This window comes from Planococcus sp. PAMC 21323 (genome assembly GCF_000785555.1).
Lineage (GTDB): Bacteria > Bacillota > Bacilli > Bacillales_A > Planococcaceae > Planococcus.
Genome location: NZ_CP009129.1, coordinates 248844 through 270084, shown reverse-complemented (window position 1 = coordinate 270084; position 21241 = coordinate 248844). Strand labels below are relative to the sequence as shown.

Annotated in this window: 23 protein-coding genes; 5 read left to right on the top strand and 18 right to left on the bottom strand. The window is 38.7% G+C overall.

Going from position 1 to position 21241, the window contains the following annotated elements; all coding sequences use genetic code 11:
• Positions 1–103 precede the first annotated feature (103 nt).
• From PLANO_RS01465 to PLANO_RS01450, 4 genes are all read right to left on the bottom strand, one after another.
• The gene (locus PLANO_RS01465; protein ID WP_038702327.1) at positions 104–1372 is read right to left on the bottom strand and encodes an acetyl-CoA hydrolase/transferase family protein; all 1269 of its coding nucleotides are present in this window, start codon (positions 1370–1372) and stop codon (positions 104–106) included.
• Between the two features lie 112 nt (positions 1373–1484).
• Complete coding sequence (locus tag PLANO_RS01460; RefSeq protein WP_038702325.1) at positions 1485–1697, bottom strand: hypothetical protein; 213 nt, start codon at positions 1695–1697, stop codon at positions 1485–1487.
• 134 nt (positions 1698–1831) lie between these two features.
• Positions 1832–4924: an AAA family ATPase gene (locus PLANO_RS01455; protein ID WP_038702323.1), complete on the bottom strand. Its 3093-nt coding sequence runs from the start codon at positions 4922–4924 to the stop codon at positions 1832–1834.
• Entirely contained in the window at positions 4921–6087 is a 1167-nt protein-coding gene (locus tag PLANO_RS01450) for an exonuclease SbcCD subunit D (protein ID WP_038702321.1), read from the bottom strand. Before PLANO_RS01450 ends, PLANO_RS01455 begins: the two co-directional genes overlap by 4 nt.
• 130 nt (positions 6088–6217) lie before the next feature.
• Between PLANO_RS01450 and PLANO_RS01445 the strand changes: the two genes are divergently transcribed.
• Both PLANO_RS01445 and PLANO_RS01440 read left to right on the top strand, forming a co-directional pair.
• A complete protein-coding gene (locus PLANO_RS01445; protein ID WP_038702319.1) occupies positions 6218–6439 on the top strand; it encodes a transcriptional regulator in 222 nt (73 codons plus the stop codon).
• A 55-nt stretch (positions 6440–6494) separates the two neighbouring features.
• Positions 6495–6938, top strand: coding sequence for a YtoQ family protein (locus tag PLANO_RS01440; RefSeq protein WP_038702317.1), 444 nt, complete (start codon positions 6495–6497; stop codon positions 6936–6938).
• Positions 6939–6960: 22 nt separating this feature from the next.
• On the opposite strand, the gene PLANO_RS01435 is transcribed toward PLANO_RS01440, so the two are convergent.
• The 10 genes from PLANO_RS01435 to PLANO_RS01395 form a co-directional block, all read right to left on the bottom strand.
• Complete coding sequence (locus PLANO_RS01435; protein ID WP_038702315.1) at positions 6961–7269, bottom strand: DUF4870 domain-containing protein; 309 nt, start codon at positions 7267–7269, stop codon at positions 6961–6963.
• A gap of 67 nt (positions 7270–7336) precedes the next feature.
• Complete coding sequence (locus PLANO_RS01430) at positions 7337–8320, bottom strand: zinc-binding dehydrogenase (protein WP_038702313.1); 984 nt, start codon at positions 8318–8320, stop codon at positions 7337–7339.
• Between the two features lie 5 nt (positions 8321–8325).
• Positions 8326–9258: an ArsA family ATPase gene (locus PLANO_RS01425; protein ID WP_038702311.1), complete on the bottom strand. Its 933-nt coding sequence runs from the start codon at positions 9256–9258 to the stop codon at positions 8326–8328.
• Positions 9259–9282: 24 nt separating this feature from the next.
• Positions 9283–9546, bottom strand: coding sequence for a cory-CC-star protein (locus PLANO_RS01420; protein WP_006829350.1), 264 nt, complete (start codon positions 9544–9546; stop codon positions 9283–9285).
• A gap of 69 nt (positions 9547–9615) precedes the next feature.
• Positions 9616–11352, bottom strand: a complete 1737-nt coding sequence (locus tag PLANO_RS01415; RefSeq protein ID WP_038702308.1) for a carbon starvation CstA family protein — start codon at positions 11350–11352, stop codon at positions 9616–9618.
• A gap of 183 nt (positions 11353–11535) precedes the next feature.
• Positions 11536–12459 (bottom strand): ketopantoate reductase family protein, encoded by a 924-nt coding sequence (locus PLANO_RS01410; RefSeq protein ID WP_038702306.1) that lies wholly within the window; start codon positions 12457–12459, stop codon positions 11536–11538.
• 60 nt (positions 12460–12519) lie between these two features.
• Positions 12520–13494, bottom strand: a complete 975-nt coding sequence (locus tag PLANO_RS01405) for a quinone oxidoreductase family protein (protein WP_038702304.1) — start codon at positions 13492–13494, stop codon at positions 12520–12522.
• Positions 13495–13544: 50 nt separating this feature from the next.
• Positions 13545–13712: a TetR-type transcription factor C-terminal domain-containing protein gene (locus PLANO_RS16160; RefSeq protein WP_269429598.1), complete on the bottom strand. Its 168-nt coding sequence runs from the start codon at positions 13710–13712 to the stop codon at positions 13545–13547.
• Positions 13713–13745: 33 nt separating this feature from the next.
• On the bottom strand, positions 13746–14519 hold the full coding sequence (locus PLANO_RS01400) for an SDR family oxidoreductase (RefSeq protein ID WP_038702302.1): 774 nt from the start codon (positions 14517–14519) through the stop codon (positions 13746–13748).
• 195 nt (positions 14520–14714) lie between these two features.
• Complete coding sequence (locus PLANO_RS01395; RefSeq protein WP_038702300.1) at positions 14715–15665, bottom strand: threonine ammonia-lyase; 951 nt, start codon at positions 15663–15665, stop codon at positions 14715–14717.
• 156 nt (positions 15666–15821) lie between these two features.
• Here PLANO_RS01395 and PLANO_RS01390 point away from each other — a divergent pair, with 156 nt between their 5' ends.
• On the top strand, positions 15822–16382 hold the full coding sequence (locus PLANO_RS01390; RefSeq protein WP_038702298.1) for an SLOG family protein: 561 nt from the start codon (positions 15822–15824) through the stop codon (positions 16380–16382).
• Positions 16383–16460: 78 nt separating this feature from the next.
• On the top strand, positions 16461–17948 hold the full coding sequence (locus PLANO_RS01385; RefSeq protein WP_038702296.1) for a glycine betaine uptake BCCT transporter: 1488 nt from the start codon (positions 16461–16463) through the stop codon (positions 17946–17948).
• Between the two features lie 34 nt (positions 17949–17982).
• Here the strand turns inward: PLANO_RS01385 and PLANO_RS01380 are convergent, their stop codons facing one another.
• Entirely contained in the window at positions 17983–18891 is a 909-nt protein-coding gene (locus PLANO_RS01380) for a catalase family peroxidase (RefSeq protein WP_038702294.1), read from the bottom strand.
• Positions 18892–18997: 106 nt separating this feature from the next.
• On the bottom strand, positions 18998–19678 hold the full coding sequence (locus PLANO_RS01375; protein ID WP_038702292.1) for a hypothetical protein: 681 nt from the start codon (positions 19676–19678) through the stop codon (positions 18998–19000).
• A gap of 128 nt (positions 19679–19806) precedes the next feature.
• Here PLANO_RS01375 and PLANO_RS01370 point away from each other — a divergent pair, with 128 nt between their 5' ends.
• Positions 19807–20094 (top strand): hypothetical protein, encoded by a 288-nt coding sequence (locus PLANO_RS01370; protein WP_038702290.1) that lies wholly within the window; start codon positions 19807–19809, stop codon positions 20092–20094.
• Positions 20095–20121: 27 nt separating this feature from the next.
• Here the strand turns inward: PLANO_RS01370 and PLANO_RS01365 are convergent, their stop codons facing one another.
• Positions 20122–20319 carry a hypothetical protein gene (locus PLANO_RS01365; protein WP_038702288.1) on the bottom strand — a complete coding sequence of 66 codons (198 nt, stop codon included), beginning with the start codon at positions 20317–20319 and terminating at the stop codon, positions 20122–20124.
• A gap of 31 nt (positions 20320–20350) precedes the next feature.
• A complete protein-coding gene (locus tag PLANO_RS01360; protein WP_038702286.1) occupies positions 20351–20830 on the bottom strand; it encodes a PaaI family thioesterase in 480 nt (159 codons plus the stop codon).
• Positions 20831–21241 lie beyond the last annotated feature (411 nt).

Here is a 21241-nt window from a genome sequence, read left to right as displayed (position 1 = left end):
TACTTAAGTAAGTATATTCCCATTTAATGGACTTGTAAAGAAGTTTGTTTCGGATGCCGAATAAAAAAAAGCCGTTTTCAAAAGAAAACGGCTTTTTTTTATATTAAGTTAACAATCCCTGTTTTTTAGCATCAAACAATAATTCTTCACGGAATTTTGGATGTGCTATTGCCGCTAGACGTTTAGCACGTTCTGAAATCGATACGCCATGTAAGCGGGCCACGCCGTACTCTGTGACAATATTGTCCACATCATTTTTACCAGTGGTCACGATCGATCCTGGAGTAAGATGGAGCTTTATTCGTGACAATGTATCGTCTTTAGCAGTTGACGGCATGCAAATATAACCTTTACCATTTTCAGCAAATCGAACACCGCGCGCAAAGTCTACTTGTCCACCACTTGAGGAATAATACTTTCCACCAACAGTTTCTGAAGCACATTGTCCAAACAAATCAACTTCTGTTGTTGAATTAATCGAAACAATATTTTTTTCTTTCGCAATTTCTCGCGGATCGTTTACAACACTAACTGGCAAGAACTCAACAGCAGGATTGTTATCTATAAAATTATACAAATTTTTAGATCCAAAAGCGAAAGTAGCAACAATTTTTCCTGGGTTCGTAAACTTGCGTGTGCCATCTACTGCACCTGCAGCCACTAAACCTGCAACGCCATCTGGCAACATTTCTGTGTGAATTCCTAAATGACGATGATCTTTCAACATACTGATAACAGCGTTAGGTACAGAACCGATACCAATTTGCAACGTATCTCCGTCTTGAATGTCTTGAATAATGTTAGAGGCGATTAATAAATCCTTATCGCTAACTTCCGGAATTATCTCTTCTGAAAGAGCTACATGATGCTCTACATAGCCTGCAATTTGGCTAACATGAATTTGATTGCGACCAAATGTGCGCGGCATATTTTTGTTTACTTCTAAAATAAACGGCACTTCCCCTATAAATTCAGCAATATAATCAGCTTGAGTTCCTAAAGTGAAATAACCATGTTCATCCATTGGTGATGCGACTGTCAAAATCATCGACATTTTCGTTGTTTTTTGAAGCATACGAGGTACTTCATGGAAGTTGTTTGGAATCAAGTCCATTTTTGCTTGCTGATATACTTTGCGCGTAGCACCACTAAGAAAATACGATACATGTTTTAGTTGCTCGAATTCACCTTGAATGTATGATCGTGACCGTAATGCCAACATTTGATGTATTTTTACTCCATCCAGTTGCTCAGCATTTTCTTCTAATATATCTAGTAATCGGATTGGTTCTCCGTTGGCAATCGGGATAATCAGATCCGCATTTTTATCGATTAACTTGACTACTTCTTGTGGCGTTAATTGTTTCCCCATCTTATAACCCCCCTGTTTTTTCACTCTATTCTAACTTTATCATATATTCTATCGGGTCTTTCATTTCCTAAACTTTTAAACTATTTCGTCTTAACCGCAAATAAAAAAACCGTCAGTTTTTCTGACGGTTGCGAACTTTATATGCGTACCCAATACCTGCTATACCAAACAATGCCATTATCGACCATAGAATTACAAGAGTAATAGAGCCCGCCCCGTTAGATCCTTGTATTACAGAAGTAAGCTGTAATGCTAAGAAAGCCAGGCTGATGATAGCAATTGCGCCAAAGTAGATAATTCGCGATTTAAAACTAAAATCTTTCATCTTTTAAACCCCTTTGGTTTTCGTTATTTTCCCCGTAATGCACTCTGCAATCGGCGTCTTTAGTAACTTATCTCTTACTCTTATTATTCACTTTTTCTAAGCAATTCAAACACACAAGCTCTTGCTGTCTTGTTTTACTTAATAAGAAACTTAGTCCGACTATAACCTTCTTTTGATTTTTCAACTTGCAATATGGCAGGAATCGCTGCTTTTAGTTCTTTCACATGTGAAATAACCCCGATCATACGTCCGGATTTTTGCAAATCGATCAAGGTTTCAATCGACTTATTAAGTGATTCTTCATCGAGCGATCCGAACCCTTCGTCAATAAACATCGTATCAATCGAGACATTTCCTTGAAAGCTTTGAATAACATCAGCCATACCAAGCGCTAAGCAAAGCGAAGCATTAAATTTTTCTCCCCCTGACATTGTTTTAACATCTCGAGTTTGTCCGGTATACGCATCATAGACATCTAATCCAAGACCGCTTTGTTTACCGCGTGCTTCTTGTCGGTCGCTGCGAATCAAATAAAATTGACCATTCGATAAGTTTTTCAACCGTTCATTGGCAGATAAGATGATTTGTTCCAAATACTCGATTTGTAAATAGCGTTCAAACGAAATTTTTAACCCATTTTGTCCACGAATCATATTATGCAAATCTGCAATTCGATTGAGATTTTTCTCTGCTTCAAGTGCTTTTTCAATGACACTTTGAATGCTGTCGATTAATTCATTACCTATCTTCTCGAAATTTCGTGAACGATTCTGTTCTGCGAAAGCATTTTCGTAATCTGTTTTCAGTTCAGACAACTCGATTTCTACTTGACTTAAATCCTTTAACTCTTGATCCGCTAGCAATTCTTTCAATTCACTTACTTGCTGCTTTAACGTATGGCGGCGTTGATTAAACTCTTCAATATCTTTTTTCAACGCTGTAACTGCTGCTTCTGTCATTTTTGCTTGCTGATAAGCTTGTTCAGATCTAAATGCCGATTTTTCCAGAGCCTGTACAAATTGTTGCTGAGCTTTTTCTCTCTTTTGCACTACTTCTATTACTGTATTTGTAGCATGACCGACAGATACTTCCGCACTAGCCAACTGTTCTTTCGAGTTTTGGAATTGTTCTTGAGCCACTTTCCACTGTTGCTCATACTGTTGTTTTTGTAATGTTGTTTGTTGTAATTGTTGCTTCAAGACAGACAGCTCACGAAGTTCTTCTGGAACTGCGGCCAATTCATTTTCAAAAACGGCTGTAGCTGCTTGAAAAGATGAACTATGACCTTGCACTTCTTTAGCCAAGCTCTGTTTCTTTTGTTCTAGTTGTTCAATCTTCTGAGAACAACTAGTCAATTGTTCTTTCCATTTTCGTAACTCGATTTTATGAGCCTGCTGTTGTTTTACTTTTTCAGTTAATAGATGTTTGGATTCTACTATAGCGTTTGAAATTTCTTCTATTTGGTTAATGTCTAATTTTAGTCCAGTTAATTCACCCGCTTTGTTTTCCAACTGCTCTTCTATAGCAATTAGCTTCGCTGACGCATTGCGGTATTCTCCATCTACTTGATCAAAGCTAGATTTTGCCACGTCTACTTGCTCTTTCGTTACGACTTTCTCTGCATCCTTTAAATTCACTCCAGGATGTTCGATACTTCCACAAACAGGACATGCTTCTCCGTCATGCAATTGACCGGCAAGAACATGCGCTTGGTTTGCAAACCACTGCGCTTCTAGTTGGCGATAAGAAGCTGCGGTTTCTTCAAATTTCTCCTTTTTGCCTTGTTGCACGATTTGCAGTTGGCTGTTTCGCTCTTTCAATAAAATATAGTCATTTATTACACGCGATTTTTCAGTTACGACTGTTAACTCTTGTTGTATATTATCAGATGAATCTAGAATTTTTTCTATTTCCATGACTTTTTCATCTAATTGTTGTTTCTCACTTTTTTGTTCGTTAAATTCTTTTTCTGCTTGCTTTAAGCTGTTCTCCGACTGTTTTGCGGTTTCTTCGAGCTGTACAAGTTGTTGTTTTTTTATCGTTAACTCTTCTATAGCTGGCAATAATTTTTGCAAATATACAAGCTGCTCGCCTAATTTATCACGCTCACTTTGTAACTCTTGTTGAGTATAAAATGTCTGTTCTGTTGAACGTTTCTTTTGTTCTGCTTGTTCTTGCTGATTTTGTGCATCTTCAAGCAACTTCTTTTTGCTGATTTCATCTTTTTGCAGTTCATAAAATAAGCTTTCCATTCCAGCAATATAACTGGCTTTCTCCGCCGATTGTAAAACGGCTTCTTTTTCTTCATATTCCGACTGACGTTGCACAAGCTGTTGTAATTGAGCGTTTTTCGCATAGAGTTCTTCAAAACGGTCGTTCCATTTTTTCGCTTCATGATAAGCTGTCGTCTTATCAGCATGAAGTTGATAAGCCTTTACGTATTTTTGCTCATCTAGACTGATTTTTTCTCTGTAATAAGCTGTTTCTTTTTGTAAGCCCTCTAGCACTTGATTGATATTTTTATGTTCGCGGCTCAACACTTCAAAAAGTTCCGATTGGCGTTCTGGCAATGCAGAGCTAATCTGCTGAAGATGAATAGTCAATTTGTTATGCTCGCGGTCAACTATTTTTTCTGCCTCATCTTTCTTTTGCTTTAAGCGCTCACTGATCAATTTATACGGTTCTGTTTTGAATATTTTCCGAAGAATCTCTTCTTTATTGTCTGTTTCCGACGTTAAAAGTTTCCGGAACTCACCTTGTGGCAACATGACAATTTGACTAAACTGATTTTGAGTTAATCCCACAATTTCCTCGATGCGCCGATTAATTTCCGAAACAATTTGGCGTTCGACTGCCGGCTTTTCACCTTCTTCTGTTAACTCGAAAAATTCAAAGCGCTCTCCAGTCGGGCTTTTATTGCCTTTTTTAACATGACTCATTTGGCGCAATACGCGGTATTTTTTTCCGTGAATTTCAAATTCCATTTCTACAGCTGTATGCGTTGCGTCATCTGCAAAATCACTTCTCAATATGCGTGCCTCACTTCGGTCAGAACCACTTGCAGAACCATACAAAGCAAAACAAATCCCGTCAAAAATTGTCGTTTTACCTGAACCTGTACTCCCCGAAATAACAAATAGCTGATTTCCTTGCAAATTAGTAAAATCAATTTCTTCAGTATTTTTATATGGACCGAATGCAGTCATTTTTAGTTTTAATGGTCTCATGACTTCACCTCTACTTTTACAGTTGGTTCCTCACGGAGAAATTCTTCAAGCACATCTTTAAAAATGTCGACCGTTTCTTCTGTCGCCTTTTCCCCTTTTACTTCTTCATAAAAAGCATGGAACAAAGATAAGGAATCCATTTTCCTGCGAGATCCCGTCTCTTGTTGCAACATGCTCCCTGAGAAGTTTTTACGTCCAACATGCATGGCGTTCGGATAAACGGAACGCACTTTTTCCATAGGAAATAGCACCGGTGCCTCGTCTAGTAAAGTAACGAAGACATAATCCTCGCTAATTTCATGGCGTAATATTTCCTCTATCGTTCCTTCGATTGTTCGCATATCACGCATGGGTGACAATAAACGCTTTTCCACAGTAACTTCGCCTTCTGCGTCTAGTTCAACAATATGAAAGCCTTTTTTATGATGTTCTTCTGATATTGAATATTTTAAAGGAGATCCCGAATAGCGAATAGTTTCATTCAATACATAGTGAGCTTTATGTAAATGACCAAGCGCTGTGTAATGAAAGCCGTTGAAATGATGAGCATCTACATGCTCCGCTCCACCAATTGATAATGGTCGTTCTGAGTCGCTGGTATTTTCTTCTTGCTCACCATGAGGCGTCACAAATGCATGACCCACAAACACGTGCCGCGCTTGAGGGTTATATGCGGACTTAATATTTTCTGTAATAGCTTTCATCGCGTCGTTATGTGTACGAATCGTATCATCTTCAAATTCATAACGAATCATTGAAGGATCTGCATAAGGAATTAAATGAAAATGAACTTCACCAAACTGATCATTTAAGACAACCGCTTGATGGTCTTTATGAACATGTCCTGCGATATAGATCCCATTGCCTTTCATTAGACGACTACCAAAATTCAACCTCCCAGGACTATCGTGATTTCCTACTACTGCCACGACGGGCGTATTCAATTCTAAAACGATTTCTGCCAATACTTCATCGAGTAAGTTGACTGCCTCTGTTGGAGGAACTGCACGGTCATAGAGATCACCAGCAATAATGATGGCGTCTGGTTTTTCCTCTTTAATTGCATTAATAAATTGTTCTAGTACATATTGCTGATCTTCTGTCATGTATATGCCTTGCACTAATTTCCCTAAATGCCAGTCGGCTGTATGAAAAAACTTCATTTAATTACCCCTTTCCTTTGTTGCAAAAGAATATATGTTCGTTCTATTATACACGAGATAGACTGCTTGTTTTAATCGGTCTTTTGTTTTATAATAAGAACAAATGTTCTTATTATAGGGAGGGTTAATCATGAAAGCACAAATTCAAAAGGCTTTTAGTTACCAACAGCTAATCGATATGATGTACATCGCTAAAGATGGCAGCATCAGCAAACGTCGTGTTAAAATTTTATCGATGACTGGAGACTCATTTCAAGCCTATTGCTTTCTTCGTCATAAGAAACGCACGTTTAAAATGGATAATGTGCTTTCTGTGATGCCCGTTATTCATAGAGAGCGCCAGATCATATAAGCATCACCTTATCATTATGATACACTTGAAGAAATATCTTTTGGAGGGTGACATGATGAGATTAACTGTTTATCTTGCTGGAGAAATTCATAGTGCGTGGCGCGAGGAAATTAAGAAAAAGTCGGTTGCTTTAGATTTGCCAATCGATTTTGTGGGTCCGATGGAAATTCACGAACGTTCGGATAATATTGGAGAAGACATTTTGGGTGAACAACCCGATGCGGTCGCTAAAGATCATGCAGCTTCTAGTTTTAATAATTTGCGTACTGGCGTTTTGATGCACAAGGCCGATTTGGTGATCGCGCTATTTGGTGAGCAGTACAAGCAATGGAATACGGCAATGGATGCTAGTACAGCAATTGCTTCAGGCAAGCCGGTTATACTCATCCGCCCTGAAAAATTACATCATCCATTAAAAGAGTTATCTCGAAAAGCCAGTGCAACTGTAGAAACTTGCGACCAAGCCATCAAAGCCTTGTCTTATATTCTTGAACAATAAAAAAAGCCCCGAGGGGCTTTTTTTATTGGTACCAGCTTCCGACTATTGGATAGTCAAAATACTCATTGTTGAGAGCTTTAATAATTCCCATGATTGGTACGATGACGCCCATCAATCCAAAGACGATTAACATCGGAATCCCAATTAGGAGAAAGACGAGCCAGCTGGAAACGAAGATTAATGCTCCTATTACTAATTGGAACAATAATGCTTGAATTGACAGCTTTTTAAGTTCTTTGTCTTCTGAAATTAGAAACACAATAACAGGGACAAGAAATGGTGCAAAAAACGCACTGGCATGTACAAGTACTTTCAAACCTGTGTTTTCCATCCTATAAACCTCCAGTCAATTCTTTCTTGTCCTATATATACGGATGACTGTCTGAGAAGTTTCATTTTTATTCACTGATGCGCAAAACAACTTTACCAAATTGATTGCCTGATGCTAAATGGTTGAATGCGTCTTTTGCTTCATCTAATGAAAAAGCCTTGTCAACGACAGGACGCATATTATGAGACTCCATATATTTCAACATCGCACGTAACTCTTCTCGACTTCCCATGGTAGAACCAAACAATTGATATTGTCCGTAGAAAAATTTCCGAAGATTAAAATCAACAATGTCGTCTGTAGTTGCTCCAAAAACAACAATCCGCCCACCTTTTTTCAAAACATCCAGCGAGCGATTAAAAGTAGCTTCTCCTACACTATCGATCACAAGATCAATCGTTTCGCCTTCTAGTTCTTCTACCCATTCACTGTCTGTTGGGATGGCCACATCAGCCCCTATTCTCAAAGCATATTGACGCTTTTCTTCACTACGTGAAGTGACAATTACACGAGCTCCACAGTTTTTAGCAAATTGAATTAAGAATGTTGCCACACCGCTTCCTGCACCTGGGATAAACAAAGTTTCTCCTTTTTTCAATTGTCCTTTAGTAAACAAAGCTCGATATCCCGTTAATGCAGGCAAAGCTAAACTCCCCGCTTCTTCCCAGCTCAAATGGACAGGTTTTTTCTCTAATTGTTCAGCTGAGATCGCAATTTTTTCTGCAAAAGTCCCATGATCAGGCAACCCCAAAATATCAAATTCTGCAGGCGGTGCCTCACTGTTTTTATACCAGCGCAACGCAGGATTAATAATCACTTCGTCTCCATAAGCAAAGTCGACTACACCTTCTCCAACTTCCTCTACTACACCCGCTCCGTCTGACCCAATAATAAGGGCTTCTGGATTATCTCCATAACGGTTGATTAAACCTAAGTCTCTGCGGTTTATGCCCGCCGTTTTTAAAGACACTACCACTTCTCCTGACTTTGGCTTTGGTTCTTCAATATCTGTTAGTTTCCACTCGCCGGATTCTATTACAAATGCTTTCATTTAACTCATCCTTCCTTGAAGTACTCACTGAATAACTCCAGTTGTTCTTTACTAATAATATCCTGTGAAAAAAGCGGTACGTATACCAGCTTTTGTTCCGAGAATGTTTCTTCTATTTGATGCACATATTTCTTTTCATGCTTTTTTCGTTCCATTAAAAATTCGCCGTCTGCTTCTTCTGGTAACACCTTATTAATAATGAGCGTTTTTACGTGTAGTTGATATTTGTTCAATAAATCCAATGCTTTTTTTGTTTCTAAAATAGGCAAACGTTCTGGATTTAGCACAAAGATAAATCCAGTTTCTTTTTCATTTAGTAAAAGATCTCGCGCTTTTGAAAAACGCTCTTGCCGCTCTCTCAACACATCGTAAATGGGATCTTCTCTTGGTTCACCATCATTTAATAGTTGCGAGTAATTTTCATTGGTTTTGCGCCGTTTCTCAAGCAATCCCTCAATCCAAACACCCATGAGTTCAGGCAATGTTAACAAACGAATTGTATGGCCTGTCGGAGCAGTGTCGAACACTAACTTATCAAAGTTCTGACGCTCTTCTAAAATAATGTGAATTAGCTTATCGAATAACGCCGCTTCGTCTGCACCAGGAGAAGCTTTTGCCGTATCCAGTTGTCGATTTACTTCTTCCATCATGCTTGAATGAACAGTTCCTTTAATATTGGATTTTACCGTTTTAATATAATTATCCGTTTCAATTTCCGGATCAATTTCAAGTGCATATAAATTATTCGCAATCTCTTTTGTTTTGCCACCAATGTGTTCGTTAAAAATATCTCCCACATTATGGGCAGGGTCTGTAGAAATCAACAAAGTTTTATATCCTTCTTTAGCAGATTTCCAAGCAATTGCTGCAGCTGATGTCGATTTCCCAACACCCCCTTTTCCTCCTACAAAAATAATACTTTTAGTTAATACATCCATATTTTCTCCTCATTCCTAACAAAACTAACAGCAACGTATACCGGTTAAAGGTGATTTATCCATGCCCATACGCAAATGCCAATCGTGAAATTCTTCAATCATATACGGATACAATTCCAATGTGTAGTAATACACAGGATTTGGAATCCCCAACATTTCCGAATAAAGCATGAGTAAAAATAGATCGTCTTCATCTCGTAATTCACGTGCAATTTCAGTGCGATGTGGCAATTCTAGGACAGCCTCATAAAAAGCAATCAATTGTTTTAATTTATCGAATACCAACATATCAACACCTCTTTCTAAACTAAATGGAAGGGGTCATATAAAATCATGACCCCTTACCCACTTTATATTTTATTCATCTTCCGAAAATCCAGGATCTGTTTTCTTCAACAATGCTTGAACTGCAGTTAAGATAATCCATAGTGTAAAGACAAAGATAATAGCGCCAAATATGAACAACAACATGCTTGGCTGTTTTGCATACCATGCCCACTGCAAGAACACTTGCTGGAACATTGCCCAAAGCGTCATAAACATGAGGAAAATCATTGGAATAATGGTGATCATGTAATTTCGACCAAGTTTCTTCAACCATATGGAAATCAGCAATAAACTGATACCGGCCAGCAACTGATTGGCTGTTCCGAACAATGGCCATAACAAGTATCCACCTGAACCAAAACCGTTCGGTCCTTCAGGAAGTAATACAAGTGCAGCACTTGCTCCAACCGCAAGTGTTGTAGCTACATGTTTTTTCTCGAGAGACGGAATTTTGTATTCGACACCAAGTTCCGAAATGATATAGCGCATTAATCGAACTGAAGTATCTAAAGTTGTCGCTGCAAATGACACAACAATAATCGAAACAATTGTTGAAGCCACCTCTGCAGGAATCGATAAACCTTGCGCTAAACCTGTAGCACCTTCGATAAAGGCACCTAACCCCGCTCCATTAGAAGCTTGGAAGCTGCTGTAAGTTGCAAAGAACGACTCACGGTCAGGGAATAACGTAATAACGGCAATAATCGAAATTAATGCCAAAACCCCTTCTCCAACTGCCCCTAAGTATCCGACAAAACGAGCGTCAGTTTCTTTATCTAGTTGCTTTGAAGTGGTTCCAGATGAAACAAGTCCGTGGAATCCAGAAATCGCACCACAAGCAATTGTAATGAACAGTAATGGGAACCAAGAAATATCGGCATCTGGATTCGTCATAGGTGCTGTGATTTTAGGATTAGTAAACAATAACCCAAGATAAAGAATACCAAGTCCTACAATTAACTGATGCGAGTTGATAAAGTCGCGTGGCTGAAGTAATTTCCAAACCGGTAACGTAGAAGCGATATAAACATAGATCATCAAAATGATAATCCAAATAAAGAACGCTGTGGAAATCGGATCGAGACCGAATATTCCAGTGCCATTTTCTCCACCCATGTATTGAACAAGGTCAATTTGAAGAAAACTCACTTGGCTGGCGACAATAGCGGTTATGTACATAATTGCTAAAGCAAATATAGAAGGAATAAGCATTTTCTTATTCTTCTTATAAACAGCATGACCAATCCAAACAGCTAAAGGAATCTGAATAAATACTGGAACAACACTGGCTGGGTAAGAGATAAACAGTTTAGCAATAACCCAAGCAAATACTGCATTGACCATTAGCACTAAGATCAAAATGATAAACAAGAACAAAACTTTTCCTCGTTGACCGATTAATCGATGAGCAAGCGTTCCAACTGATTGTCCTTTGTTTCGAACAGATAAAACCAATGTTCCGAAATCGTGGACTCCTGCAGCAAACACAGTTCCGAGTACAACCCATAGTACTGCTGGCAACCAGCCCCAATAAACCGCAATGGCTGGACCTAAAATAGGGGCTGCCCCTGCAACTGACGTAAAATGATGCCCCCATAAGACAAACTTATTGGTAGGCACAAAATCAACACCATCTTTAAAGCGGTGCGCAGGAGTAACGTAGTTTGGATCAAGCTTAAAAATCTTTTCTGCTATAAATTTGGAATAAAAGCGGTAACCTAGTATAAAAATAAAAATACCAATAGCAGCTAATGCAATCGCATTCATTCTTCCAACCCCTTTTTCTCATCTTTAGCAAACACCCAAAAAGCATTTGTATGTCCATCATAGATGACTGTCAAAAGAATGTAAATGTTCTGACAAATATTTCTTTTTACTTCCTAAGAATTAAATCAATTGAATGTTTTTACTGGCTTGAGAATTTATTCTCTACTACCTAGTTTCCAACTATTAATCCATCACTTGTTTCTGTTCATACAATTTTAATTTCGTATAAATCGTTTCTAAAATCGGAACTGGAACAGACATTTTTTTAGCTTGAGCAAGTAAATACCCTTGTAAATGCTCAAACTCAGTAGGCTGTCTTTTTTCAATATCTCGTTGCATAGATGACTTCATCTCTGTGGACATGCTATTAATTCGTTTTAATTGAACTTCAGCAATTCCTTGTTGGATGGGGGCATCTATTTTCTCCATGACAGCGACTAGCTCGTCTAGAAATGCTTGAATGGTACGCTGACCTGATTCAAGATCTCTAATCGGCCCTATAGGCGTCTCCATCATCGAAGTAATACCCGACATTACGGTAATAAACAAATATTTATGCCACATGTCTTGATTGATGTTATCGCTCTTAACAAACTCTGCTTTTGTTCCACTAAAGCATTTTTCTAAGGTTTCAATGCGCTGTGTTTTCTCTCCCGTCCGCTCACCGTAAACCAGTTGATGGACTGGACTAGTCTGAACGATTACACCATCTTCTGCCAATGTCGTTTCTACAAAGCACAATCCACCAATCACTCGTTCTTCTCCAAATGCTTCGACTAACGGTTCTAAATGAGAAATGCCATTCAGTAAAGGCAAAATCATTGTTTTTGCGTTAACAAACGGTTGGATATCTTGTATCGCATTTTCAAGTTGATACGATTTCGTTGAGATCAATACGACATCAAACGGCTTGCTTTCATCGTCTTTAGTTAATAACTTGGGTGTCAATTGAAGATCACCATTTTTACTCCTAATTTTCAAACCAGTTTGCTGTAGTTTTTCTTTTCTTTTTTCTCTTACTAAAAAAGTAACGTCTTCTCCTTTTTCGAGTAATCTCCCTCCGAAATATCCACCAATTGCTCCTGCACCCACAACTAAAATTTTCATTGTTTCACTCCTTTTATAAATCTTTCATTATGACCTCATTTTCACCTGATAAATTCTAAGTCATGGTCTCAATACCAATTTCCCAATGGTTTTTCTTCCCTGCAATGAATAATGTGCTTTTGCAGCTTCTGCTAATGGATAAACTCCACCAATCGTTAACACCAATTCGCCACTCTTCATATAGGCAAGTAACTCATCAAAGCTTTGTTGAATCAATTCGGGATAACGCATAATTTGTGGCAGGAAAAATCCAATCACAGACTGATTTTTTCGCATTAACTGCCCTGGACTAAAAGAAGACTGTTCCCCGCTAGCAGCACCAAAAACAACAACCCTACCAAAAGGTGCCAAACATTTTAATGTTTTATTGAATACTTCCCCACCAACCATTTCCAGTGCCAAATCTACCCCTCTACCACCAGTAATATTTTTAACTTTGTCGGTCCAGCCTTCTTCTGTGTAGTTAACTAAATGAGTTGCACCCATTTTCTGTGCATGAAACAACTTCTCTTCCGTACTAGCAGTTGCAATAATTGTTTCGGCCCCAAAAATCCTAGCCAACTGTACGGCAATCGCGCCAACTCCCCCTGCAGCTGCATGAATCAGCACTGTCTCTCCTTTTTGAATACGCCCCATCGTTTTTAATATATGATACGCACTCAAACCTTGGAGTGGCAGTGCAACAGCTTGATCAAAGTCAACACCTTCTGGAATTTTGGTCAAAACACTTTCATCGACCGCAGCAAATTCTGCATATCCTGCAGAACCGATTAAAGCAACAACACGGTCCCCTGCTTTGAAGTTCTCTACATTTTTCCCACTCGCGACAATTACTCCTGCCACTTCGGACCCCGGAATATAAGGCAGTTCGGTTTGTACAACATATTTCCCTTCACGCCTCGCTGTATCTGCATAATTAATGCCAATCGCTTTTACTTCAACAATAACTTCTGTGTCCCCAAAATCAGGCTTTTCAACTTCCACAAGCTGTAAAACATCTGGTCCACCAAACTCCTCGAATTTTATAACCTTCATCAATACTCCTCCTAAGAAATACTTTTCTAGTTTTTCGTTACTCTTCATGATTAACCTGAAGGGTTGAACCACTGATAACTCCAATTCATTACACCTAAAATAGTAAAAGCAACTATTTCAGTTTTAAGTCCATCTTGAAACTCCTTTTGAGCGATTCCTTCTCTTATCATTTCCTCCAAATTTTTCCGGAATAATTCACGGTTCTTTTTTACTTTTATCGCATGTTCGTCCCCATTTATTTTCTTAGGGAACTATAGAACATGCATGCCACCATCCACAATAACAACATCTCCTGTTATGTAATCTGATGCCTTTGAGGCTAAGAATAAAGCAGTTCCTTTTAAATCTTCTTCTGTCCCAAATCGATTTAAAGGCGTTTTAGCTAGCAAACTTTCCTTTCCTCTATCCATTATTGCTTTAGACATTTTTGTCGGAAAAAATCCTGGAGCAATCGCATTTACATTAATATTGTACTGTCCCCATTTTGCAGCTAAGTCTTTTGTAAAAGTGATAACTGCACCTTTGCTGGTATTGTAGCCGATGGTGTCCATTAACGTTGGGTCGATCCCACCCAATCCGGCAACCGATGCAATGTTAATGATTTTCCCGCTGTTTTGTTCAATCATGGTTTTTCCAACTGCGCGACTCATTAAGAACGTGCCTGTGACATTGACATCCATTACTTTTTTCCATGCATCTAACGGCATATCAATAACAGGCGCACCCCAAGTTGCACCAGAATTATTTACTAAAATATCAATCGACCCAAACTTTTCGAGCGTTTTTTGAATCACACTTTCTACATCGCTTTCACTTGTCACATCACAAGCTAACGCTAGTGCTTTTACGCCCATTTTCTCAATTTTATTTGCCGTTTCTTGGCAAGCTTCGACTTTACGTGAACAAACAACAATATTGGCTCCTGCCTCTGCAAAAGCCTCAGCCATCATTGCGCCAAGTCCTCTACCTCCCCCTGTAATAATTGCTGTCTTTCCATCTAAGTTAAATAAATTCATAACGGTCATTTTTCGCCCTCCTTATAGATAAAACTTTTCACGCAAACTAGTCGATATATTCAGAATAATTAAACTCAATGTTAGCCCTTTCAAATTTTTATTGCAACAAGCAAACAAAAAACAAGTAGCTCTATTATTAAAGTAATAGAACTACTTGCTTCTCAACTCCCTTAATATCCTTTGTTTTTATGAAACGTTTCGTACCTAGGTTTTCAAAAGTTTCGAAATTTGATCGAGATCAACATTTCCACCAGATAAAACAACAGCAACTCGCTCGTTTTTCTTACCAGCTTTACCACTCATTACAGCTGCTAGTGCTGTCGCACCTGATGGTTCTACTAACTGTTTTGTGCGTTCTAACAGAAACTTAAACGCTTCTTTTATTTCGTCTTCCGTAACTAAGACCAATTCATCTAAATGCTCTTTTATAATGGGGAACGTCAAATTTCCTGGTTGTGTGGTGCGCAGTCCATCTGCAAGGGTCGATGTTGCTGAAATTGCTGTGATTTCACCATTTTGAAGCGATAAATAAGTATCATTTGCACTTTCTGGCTCTACACCTATAACGCGAACTTCCGGTTTTAAATTTTTTACCGCGCACAAAATTCCACTTATCAATCCACCCCCACCGACCGGTGCAACGATAACATCAATAGTTGGTAGCTGCTCTAAAATTTCTAACGCAATCGTCCCTTGTCCAGCGATTACAGCTTGATGATCATATGGTGGAATATAGACGCCGTTTCTTTCTTTGGCGCGTAGCTTAGCTCTTGGAATCCGTTCGGCAGATGTCAGTCCACAATATTCAACTTCTGCCCCATAATCCTTAATGGCGTCTAGTTTGGCACGGTTCGCATCCTCTGGTACTACAATTACTGCCGGCACACCTAATTGACTCGCAATATAAGCAACAGCCTGTCCATGATTTCCAGACGAAGCAGCTGTGATAAAGCGCGCACCTTCTGCAACTGCCTGCATTACAGCATTTGTTGCTCCCCTTATTTTAAATGATCCTGTTTTCTGTAGATGCTCTGCTTTTAAAAACACTTCCATTTCACATTGCTTATTTAATTGTGAAGAAGTCATTATGGGTGTCACGTGAATACTGCTCTTAATTTTTTCATGCGCTTTTTTTACATCGTTTAAACCAACCACTTTATCTACTCCCTTAAATTTCAATCGTTCGTTTGATTCCCCATATCTTATCACGTTTGATTAGATAAAATTAATTATTCCGTTAACTTTAACGAGTGTAAAAGCTCTCCTCATTCCTGTAAACTAATACTGTGCGAGTTGAAAGGGGTTGATCAATTGTTGAAACGACTGGTAGTTACCGGTTATAAACAGCATGAACTCGGTATATTCGATGAAAAAAATCCAGGTATTCGCTTTATTAAAAAAGCGTTAAAAAACCGATTTCGCACTTTGCTCGATGAAGGCTTGGAGTGGGTTATTTTAAGCGGGCAGTTAGGTGTTGAAACTTGGGCTGCAGAAGTGGTTCTTGATATGAAAGTAGAATTTCCTCAATTGAAATATGCGGTGCTGACGCCTTTTCTTGAACAGGAAAAAAGGTGGAATGAAACAAAGCAGGAAAATTATCGGATGATCATCGAAAATGCCGATTTTCATCGAAGCTTAACGAGCAAACCTTACGAAGCACCTTGGCAATTTATCGAGAAAAATAAATTCTTTTTACGTAACTCTGACGGCATCTTAATTCTTTATGATGAAGAAACTGATGGTTCGCCAAAATTTATTAAAAAAGAAGCCGAGCGTTATGCAGAAAAAAATGAATACCAAGTCTTAACCATTACAGGAGACGACTTGCGTGTGGTAACAGAAGAAGAACAAATGAACGAATGGGATATGTAGCCTTTCCTCTAGTTGACTACAGGAGGGCTTTTAGGTAACCTTAATAACTATGTTAAAAACATTATTACAGGAGGATTTATGAAAAAAGCTTCGAAAGTCTTTTACATCACATTTGCACTGATTATTTTAACAGTTAGTTTCGGTGTCATTGCACCTGAACTCTTTGAAACTACTACAGGAACGATTCGCAACTATATTAATACATCGTTTGGCTGGTATTATTTACTGATCATGGCTTTCTTAATGATTTTTGTTGGTATCATCATGGTTAGCCCATACGGAAAAATCCGACTCGGAAAAGACTCGGATCGCCCGGAGTTTTCTACATTTAGTTGGATATCGATGCTTTTCTCTGCGGGGATGGGTATAGGACTCGTCTTTTACGGCGCTTCCGAACCACTGTCACATTTTGTTAGCCCCCCAACAGCTGACCCAGGGACAGATGAAGCATTTAAAGAGTCTTTGCAACGCACCTATTATCACTGGGGTATTCACATTTGGACCATGTACGGAATGGTTGCTTTGTCGTTAGCCTTTTTCCAATTTAGAAAAGGTCAACCCGCATTAATATCATCAACTTTAAAACCGATTTTTGGTGATAAAATGAATGGACCTTTAGGGACTTTCATCGATGTGCTCGCTGTATTTGCGACAGTATTTGGCGTAGCTACATCACTTGGTTTTGGCGCAGCTCAAATTAACGGCGGCATTGCCTATTTGTTCGGTGCACCTCAGGAAAACTGGGTTCAGATGATCATCATTGGCGCTGTAACAGTTTTGTTCATTATTTCTGCATGGTCTGGACTCAACAAAGGCATTAAATACTTATCCAATGTCAACATGATTGTAGCGGTTACGCTCTTAATATTGGTATTAATACTAGGTCCCACGCTTCTCATCTTGAACATGTTTACCGAAACTTTTGGAGAGTATATCCAGAACTTAATTAGCACAAGTTTCAAATCTGCACCATTGGATACGGAATACCGTAGCTGGTTAGACGGTTGGACAATCTTTTATTGGGCATGGTGGATTTCTTGGGCTCCGTTTGTCAGTATGTTTATTGCACGCGTCTCTAAAGGACGCACGATTCGCGAATTCCTTGCAGGCGTCGTAATTGCCCCAACGCTTTTCGGCTCTATTTGGTTTGCGACTTTCGGAACCACTGCGATCAACCTGCAGAAAACTGGAGTTGATTTGACGGCTTTCCCAACAGAACAAACTTTGTTTGCGATGTTCAATGAGTTGCCTTTCGGATTCTTCTTGTCACTGGTCGCAATTCTACTCGTGACTACATTCTTTATTACATCGGCGGATTCCGCTACTTTCGTATTAGGCATGCAATCGACGCGCGGTTCGTTGTTGCCAAGCAATCAAATCAAGATTCTTTGGGGAATTGCACAGTCGACAATTGCAGCTATTCTTTTGTCGGTAGGTGGATTATCAGCGGTTCAAAACACGATCATCATTGCGGCTCTACCATTCTCTTTCGTCATTATATTGATAGTAATTGCCCTCTTTAAGGCACTTAACGCCGAGTTAGAATTAATGAAAAACAAAAAATGAAAAAAGCACAGCCTGTTTCAATAGGCTGTGCTTTTTATCTTTCTGAAATTCTACGTTGATGAGAAATTTGATACGCATGATGACGGAAATTCAAAATCCGATCTTCTGAACATTCAATTCCATCTGTTACAAGAGTTGGATCAAAGACTATATCTTCTGCTTCTTCTGTAGCTTCCGTGATTGTTAAAGTTCCTAAAGTTATTTTCTCTCGATCTTGGGGCCATTCTTTTGTCGGATCATCGGTGGGATCTTCTGGTTGTCCTAATAGAACATCCAAACGGAATTTCACAGGTCCTTTTGCGACACGTTCTTCTATTTCCTTTTCAAAGGAACCTGTAGACAAGGAAACCACATCAAGCGGTGATAAGGTCTCTACTTCTTCCTCTGGTTCCCAGAGGTATTTAATAGGCTGCCGCTGACCTTTCTCATTAATAAAATAAAAAGCATGAATTGCATGGTATTGACCCGTAGCAAAACTAGAAGGAGCCTGCATTTTTCGGATGTTATTAATCATCGCTCCACTTTCTGGATAATCTGCTAATAAACCACCCAATTCTTTTAAGCTAGGCTTACCTTTTTTAAAAGATTTCACAACACCCAGCATTTCACTAAAAATTTCAGGTGTTTTGGCAAAGAAAATCGGTGAGGTTACTCCTACAATATTCGTCACTTCTCCGCTTGGCAATAGAAATTGAACAGCCATTCCTTTTACAGGAGACATTGCATCGGTCCATTTCGGATCTGGTGAAAAATGTGAAAAACGTACATACGCTTTCGTTTCGCCACCTTGAAAGTGAGCAGCTTTGGTAAAATGGTCAGCAAATCCTGTCGCAGTAAAGTGAGCTAGATAACTTTTCCCTCTAGCATGAGCTCGCCGAAAACCAGCTGGTACGTCAAATACCTTTTCAATTTGATTAATCGTCTTTTTTGCTAATTCATCCATTTTCTTCACCTCTTATGCTCTTCCATACCCCATTCTCGAAATTAAACATCTCTATTTTAAAATTTAATCTAAAAAAAGGCGTCCCCTAAAGGCCGCCTTTTGCTAATTATTGTCTAAATTCACCATCGTTGATGTTATATAAATAACTCCAGTTATCTGCTTTGTACAATTGATGGAAAGTAAGTCGATCTCCAGTCCCTAGAACTACTTCTTCTTCAACAATTGCTACTACCATCGCAGTTCCTGTGTTGTCCAAGTTCAAGTAAACATCTCCGATAGAAGGACGAATTGCACTCTTTTCACGCAATACTTCTTCTAGTTGAGCATCTTTTTCTAACTGTTCAGTCGAAACTTTAGATTTATCAAGATAAATAATATCATTGCTTCCTGCTACTTCATTAGGAGACATAACAAGAAATTCTTTTGATTTCACTGTATTTTGACGCGTTGTGATTACATTTTTACCTTCAACCGATTCTACTTTTTCAAATTCGTTCAACGAATAATGATCCATATAATCCGGGTCTGGTTTCGTGATTAGGATATAACCGCCTTCTTCAGCTGGTTCGTTCTCAAGTAGCGTATACTTAGATCCGAAAAATAAGAAGGAATCCATGTGTTTCGGTTTGTAAAGTGTAATTTCTTCAGCTTTACAGTCTACTTGCTCCATATCTTTAACACGGAACATTAATACTGACTTTTTAGCCAGTGGTTTTACAGAGTACACCTTGTGTAACTCGTTTTGGTAATAAACAAATTGTCCTTTTCTTACTTGAAGTAATTTCATCATTAACCCTCCGATACTATCATTGCCATGGTTTTATTCTAGAGGAAAAGTCGATAGAAGTCCATGCAGGCACTCGAATTGTTTGGTATGCTATTTATCATCAAACTTTTACAGTGGAGGTGCTCTACATGAACAACGATAATCGAGATGAATATATTATCAAAAAATACCAGCAAGATGAACAAATTATGGTACAACTTTTCGTTCAATGGTGTATAAATTACAACCTAGATCCAGCCGAACTTTATCAGCGTGCATACCCTGGCCAATTTCAAAATCCCACTTTGACTGATGCAATTGAGCAAGCAGATGCTGAGGAATTAGATATTGACCACCACACCTTATTGGATGTTCTGCAGCTTTTCGGTAATGACGATTTGGCTTTTGTGGTGTCAGAAGAAATTGAAAAAATGTAAAGGTCTAGTGTAAACACACTTGATCTTTTATTTTGTTCGTTTTCTCAACTCTTTTGCTCTTTGTTCAATGTGGCTTGTACGTAAGTTTTCATATCGATTAGATGCTATATTGCTGTACATCTCATCGACATTTGACTCTTCTTCAACCGGTTCAATTTCAGGTTCAACTACTTCTGTTGCTTCTGTGTGTCCAATTTGTTCTTCTTCATTTTTATTCTCTACCATCATCAAGCACTCCTTCTATGGCTTTTCCAAGTTATTTAGCAAAGGAAGCTGGCATAACGACAGCCGTTACTTCTCCTGTTGCACAAAGTGTATCTCCCGCGTAAACTTCTGTTTTTACTTTAAATTTCTTAGGATGAATTTCTTCTATTTTCCCAACTGCCTTTAACGTAATGCCTTGAGGAGTTGGTTTTAAATAATCAACATGCAAAGAAGCGGTAACAAACCGCGGCGGCGCTACGCCATTACCTGGCTCAAAGCCGTTTTTTCGGTGAAGTGCCAAAGAAGCTGAGCCTGTTCCATGACAATCTACTAAAGAGGCAATCAAGCCACCATAAACAAATCCTGGAATAGCGGTGTGTTCTTTTTTCGGCTCATACAAAGTTACCGTTTCTTCACCATTCCAGACTGTCCGAAATTGATGTCCTTCTTTATTGAGTCGACCGCAACCATAACACCACGCAAAATCTTCTGCATACTCGTCTTGTATCGCGACTACTGAATGTTCTCCCATAACTGATTCCCCTTTTTAACATACTAAAAATTACTATATACAACAGATTACACTAAAAAATCTGATAGTTCAAAATCCAAAGGAAAAAGCATGATCCTTTTCATCAGATCATGCCTCTTCCTTTTTCCATCTCTCGAAAATCCTGAGAGATCTTTTGCACGCGGAAAATCTTATTAAATTCTTTCTACAAACTGAAAATCTCTGACGAATACGAAACTCTCGTCATTGCAGTTTAGTTACACTGACTGTCATTTGCCAATAAGGCAATTAGGTTCACATATACTTCTCAGTGAATTTTTTGGTTCTGCAGTCAGGCTTTCAATTGCACTTCCACAAAAAACTTACAACTTACTGTTTGAAACACTTTCCGGATAGAAACCTGATTAACTATGGTTCCTGACAAGAGTGAAT

Bases quoted from the DNA above. Each gene is read 5' to 3' on its own strand.
- PLANO_RS01465 (WP_038702327.1), bottom strand. From the start codon at position 1,372: ATGGGGAAACAATTAACGCCACAAGAAGTAGTCAAGTTAATCGATAAA.
- PLANO_RS01460 (WP_038702325.1), bottom strand. From the start codon at position 1,697: ATGAAAGATTTTAGTTTTAAATCGCGAATTATCTACTTTGGCGCAATT.
- PLANO_RS01455 (WP_038702323.1), bottom strand. From the start codon at position 4,924: ATGAGACCATTAAAACTAAAAATGACTGCATTCGGTCCATATAAAAAT.
- PLANO_RS01450 (WP_038702321.1), bottom strand. From the start codon at position 6,087: ATGAAGTTTTTTCATACAGCCGACTGGCATTTAGGGAAATTAGTGCAA.
- PLANO_RS01445 (WP_038702319.1), top strand. From the start codon at position 6,218: ATGAAAGCACAAATTCAAAAGGCTTTTAGTTACCAACAGCTAATCGAT.
- PLANO_RS01440 (WP_038702317.1), top strand. From the start codon at position 6,495: ATGAGATTAACTGTTTATCTTGCTGGAGAAATTCATAGTGCGTGGCGC.
- PLANO_RS01435 (WP_038702315.1), bottom strand. From the start codon at position 7,269: ATGGAAAACACAGGTTTGAAAGTACTTGTACATGCCAGTGCGTTTTTT.
- PLANO_RS01430 (WP_038702313.1), bottom strand. From the start codon at position 8,320: ATGAAAGCATTTGTAATAGAATCCGGCGAGTGGAAACTAACAGATATT.
- PLANO_RS01425 (WP_038702311.1), bottom strand. From the start codon at position 9,258: ATGGATGTATTAACTAAAAGTATTATTTTTGTAGGAGGAAAAGGGGGT.
- PLANO_RS01420 (WP_006829350.1), bottom strand. From the start codon at position 9,546: ATGTTGGTATTCGATAAATTAAAACAATTGATTGCTTTTTATGAGGCT.
- PLANO_RS01415 (WP_038702308.1), bottom strand. From the start codon at position 11,352: ATGAATGCGATTGCATTAGCTGCTATTGGTATTTTTATTTTTATACTA.
- PLANO_RS01410 (WP_038702306.1), bottom strand. From the start codon at position 12,459: ATGAAAATTTTAGTTGTGGGTGCAGGAGCAATTGGTGGATATTTCGGA.
- PLANO_RS01405 (WP_038702304.1), bottom strand. From the start codon at position 13,494: ATGAAGGTTATAAAATTCGAGGAGTTTGGTGGACCAGATGTTTTACAG.
- PLANO_RS01400 (WP_038702302.1), bottom strand. From the start codon at position 14,519: ATGACCGTTATGAATTTATTTAACTTAGATGGAAAGACAGCAATTATT.
- PLANO_RS01385 (WP_038702296.1), top strand. From the start codon at position 16,461: ATGAAAAAAGCTTCGAAAGTCTTTTACATCACATTTGCACTGATTATT.
- PLANO_RS01380 (WP_038702294.1), bottom strand. From the start codon at position 18,891: ATGGATGAATTAGCAAAAAAGACGATTAATCAAATTGAAAAGGTATTT.
- PLANO_RS01375 (WP_038702292.1), bottom strand. From the start codon at position 19,678: ATGAAATTACTTCAAGTAAGAAAAGGACAATTTGTTTATTACCAAAAC.
- PLANO_RS01370 (WP_038702290.1), top strand. From the start codon at position 19,807: ATGAACAACGATAATCGAGATGAATATATTATCAAAAAATACCAGCAA.
- PLANO_RS01365 (WP_038702288.1), bottom strand. From the start codon at position 20,319: ATGGTAGAGAATAAAAATGAAGAAGAACAAATTGGACACACAGAAGCA.
- PLANO_RS01360 (WP_038702286.1), bottom strand. From the start codon at position 20,830: ATGGGAGAACATTCAGTAGTCGCGATACAAGACGAGTATGCAGAAGAT.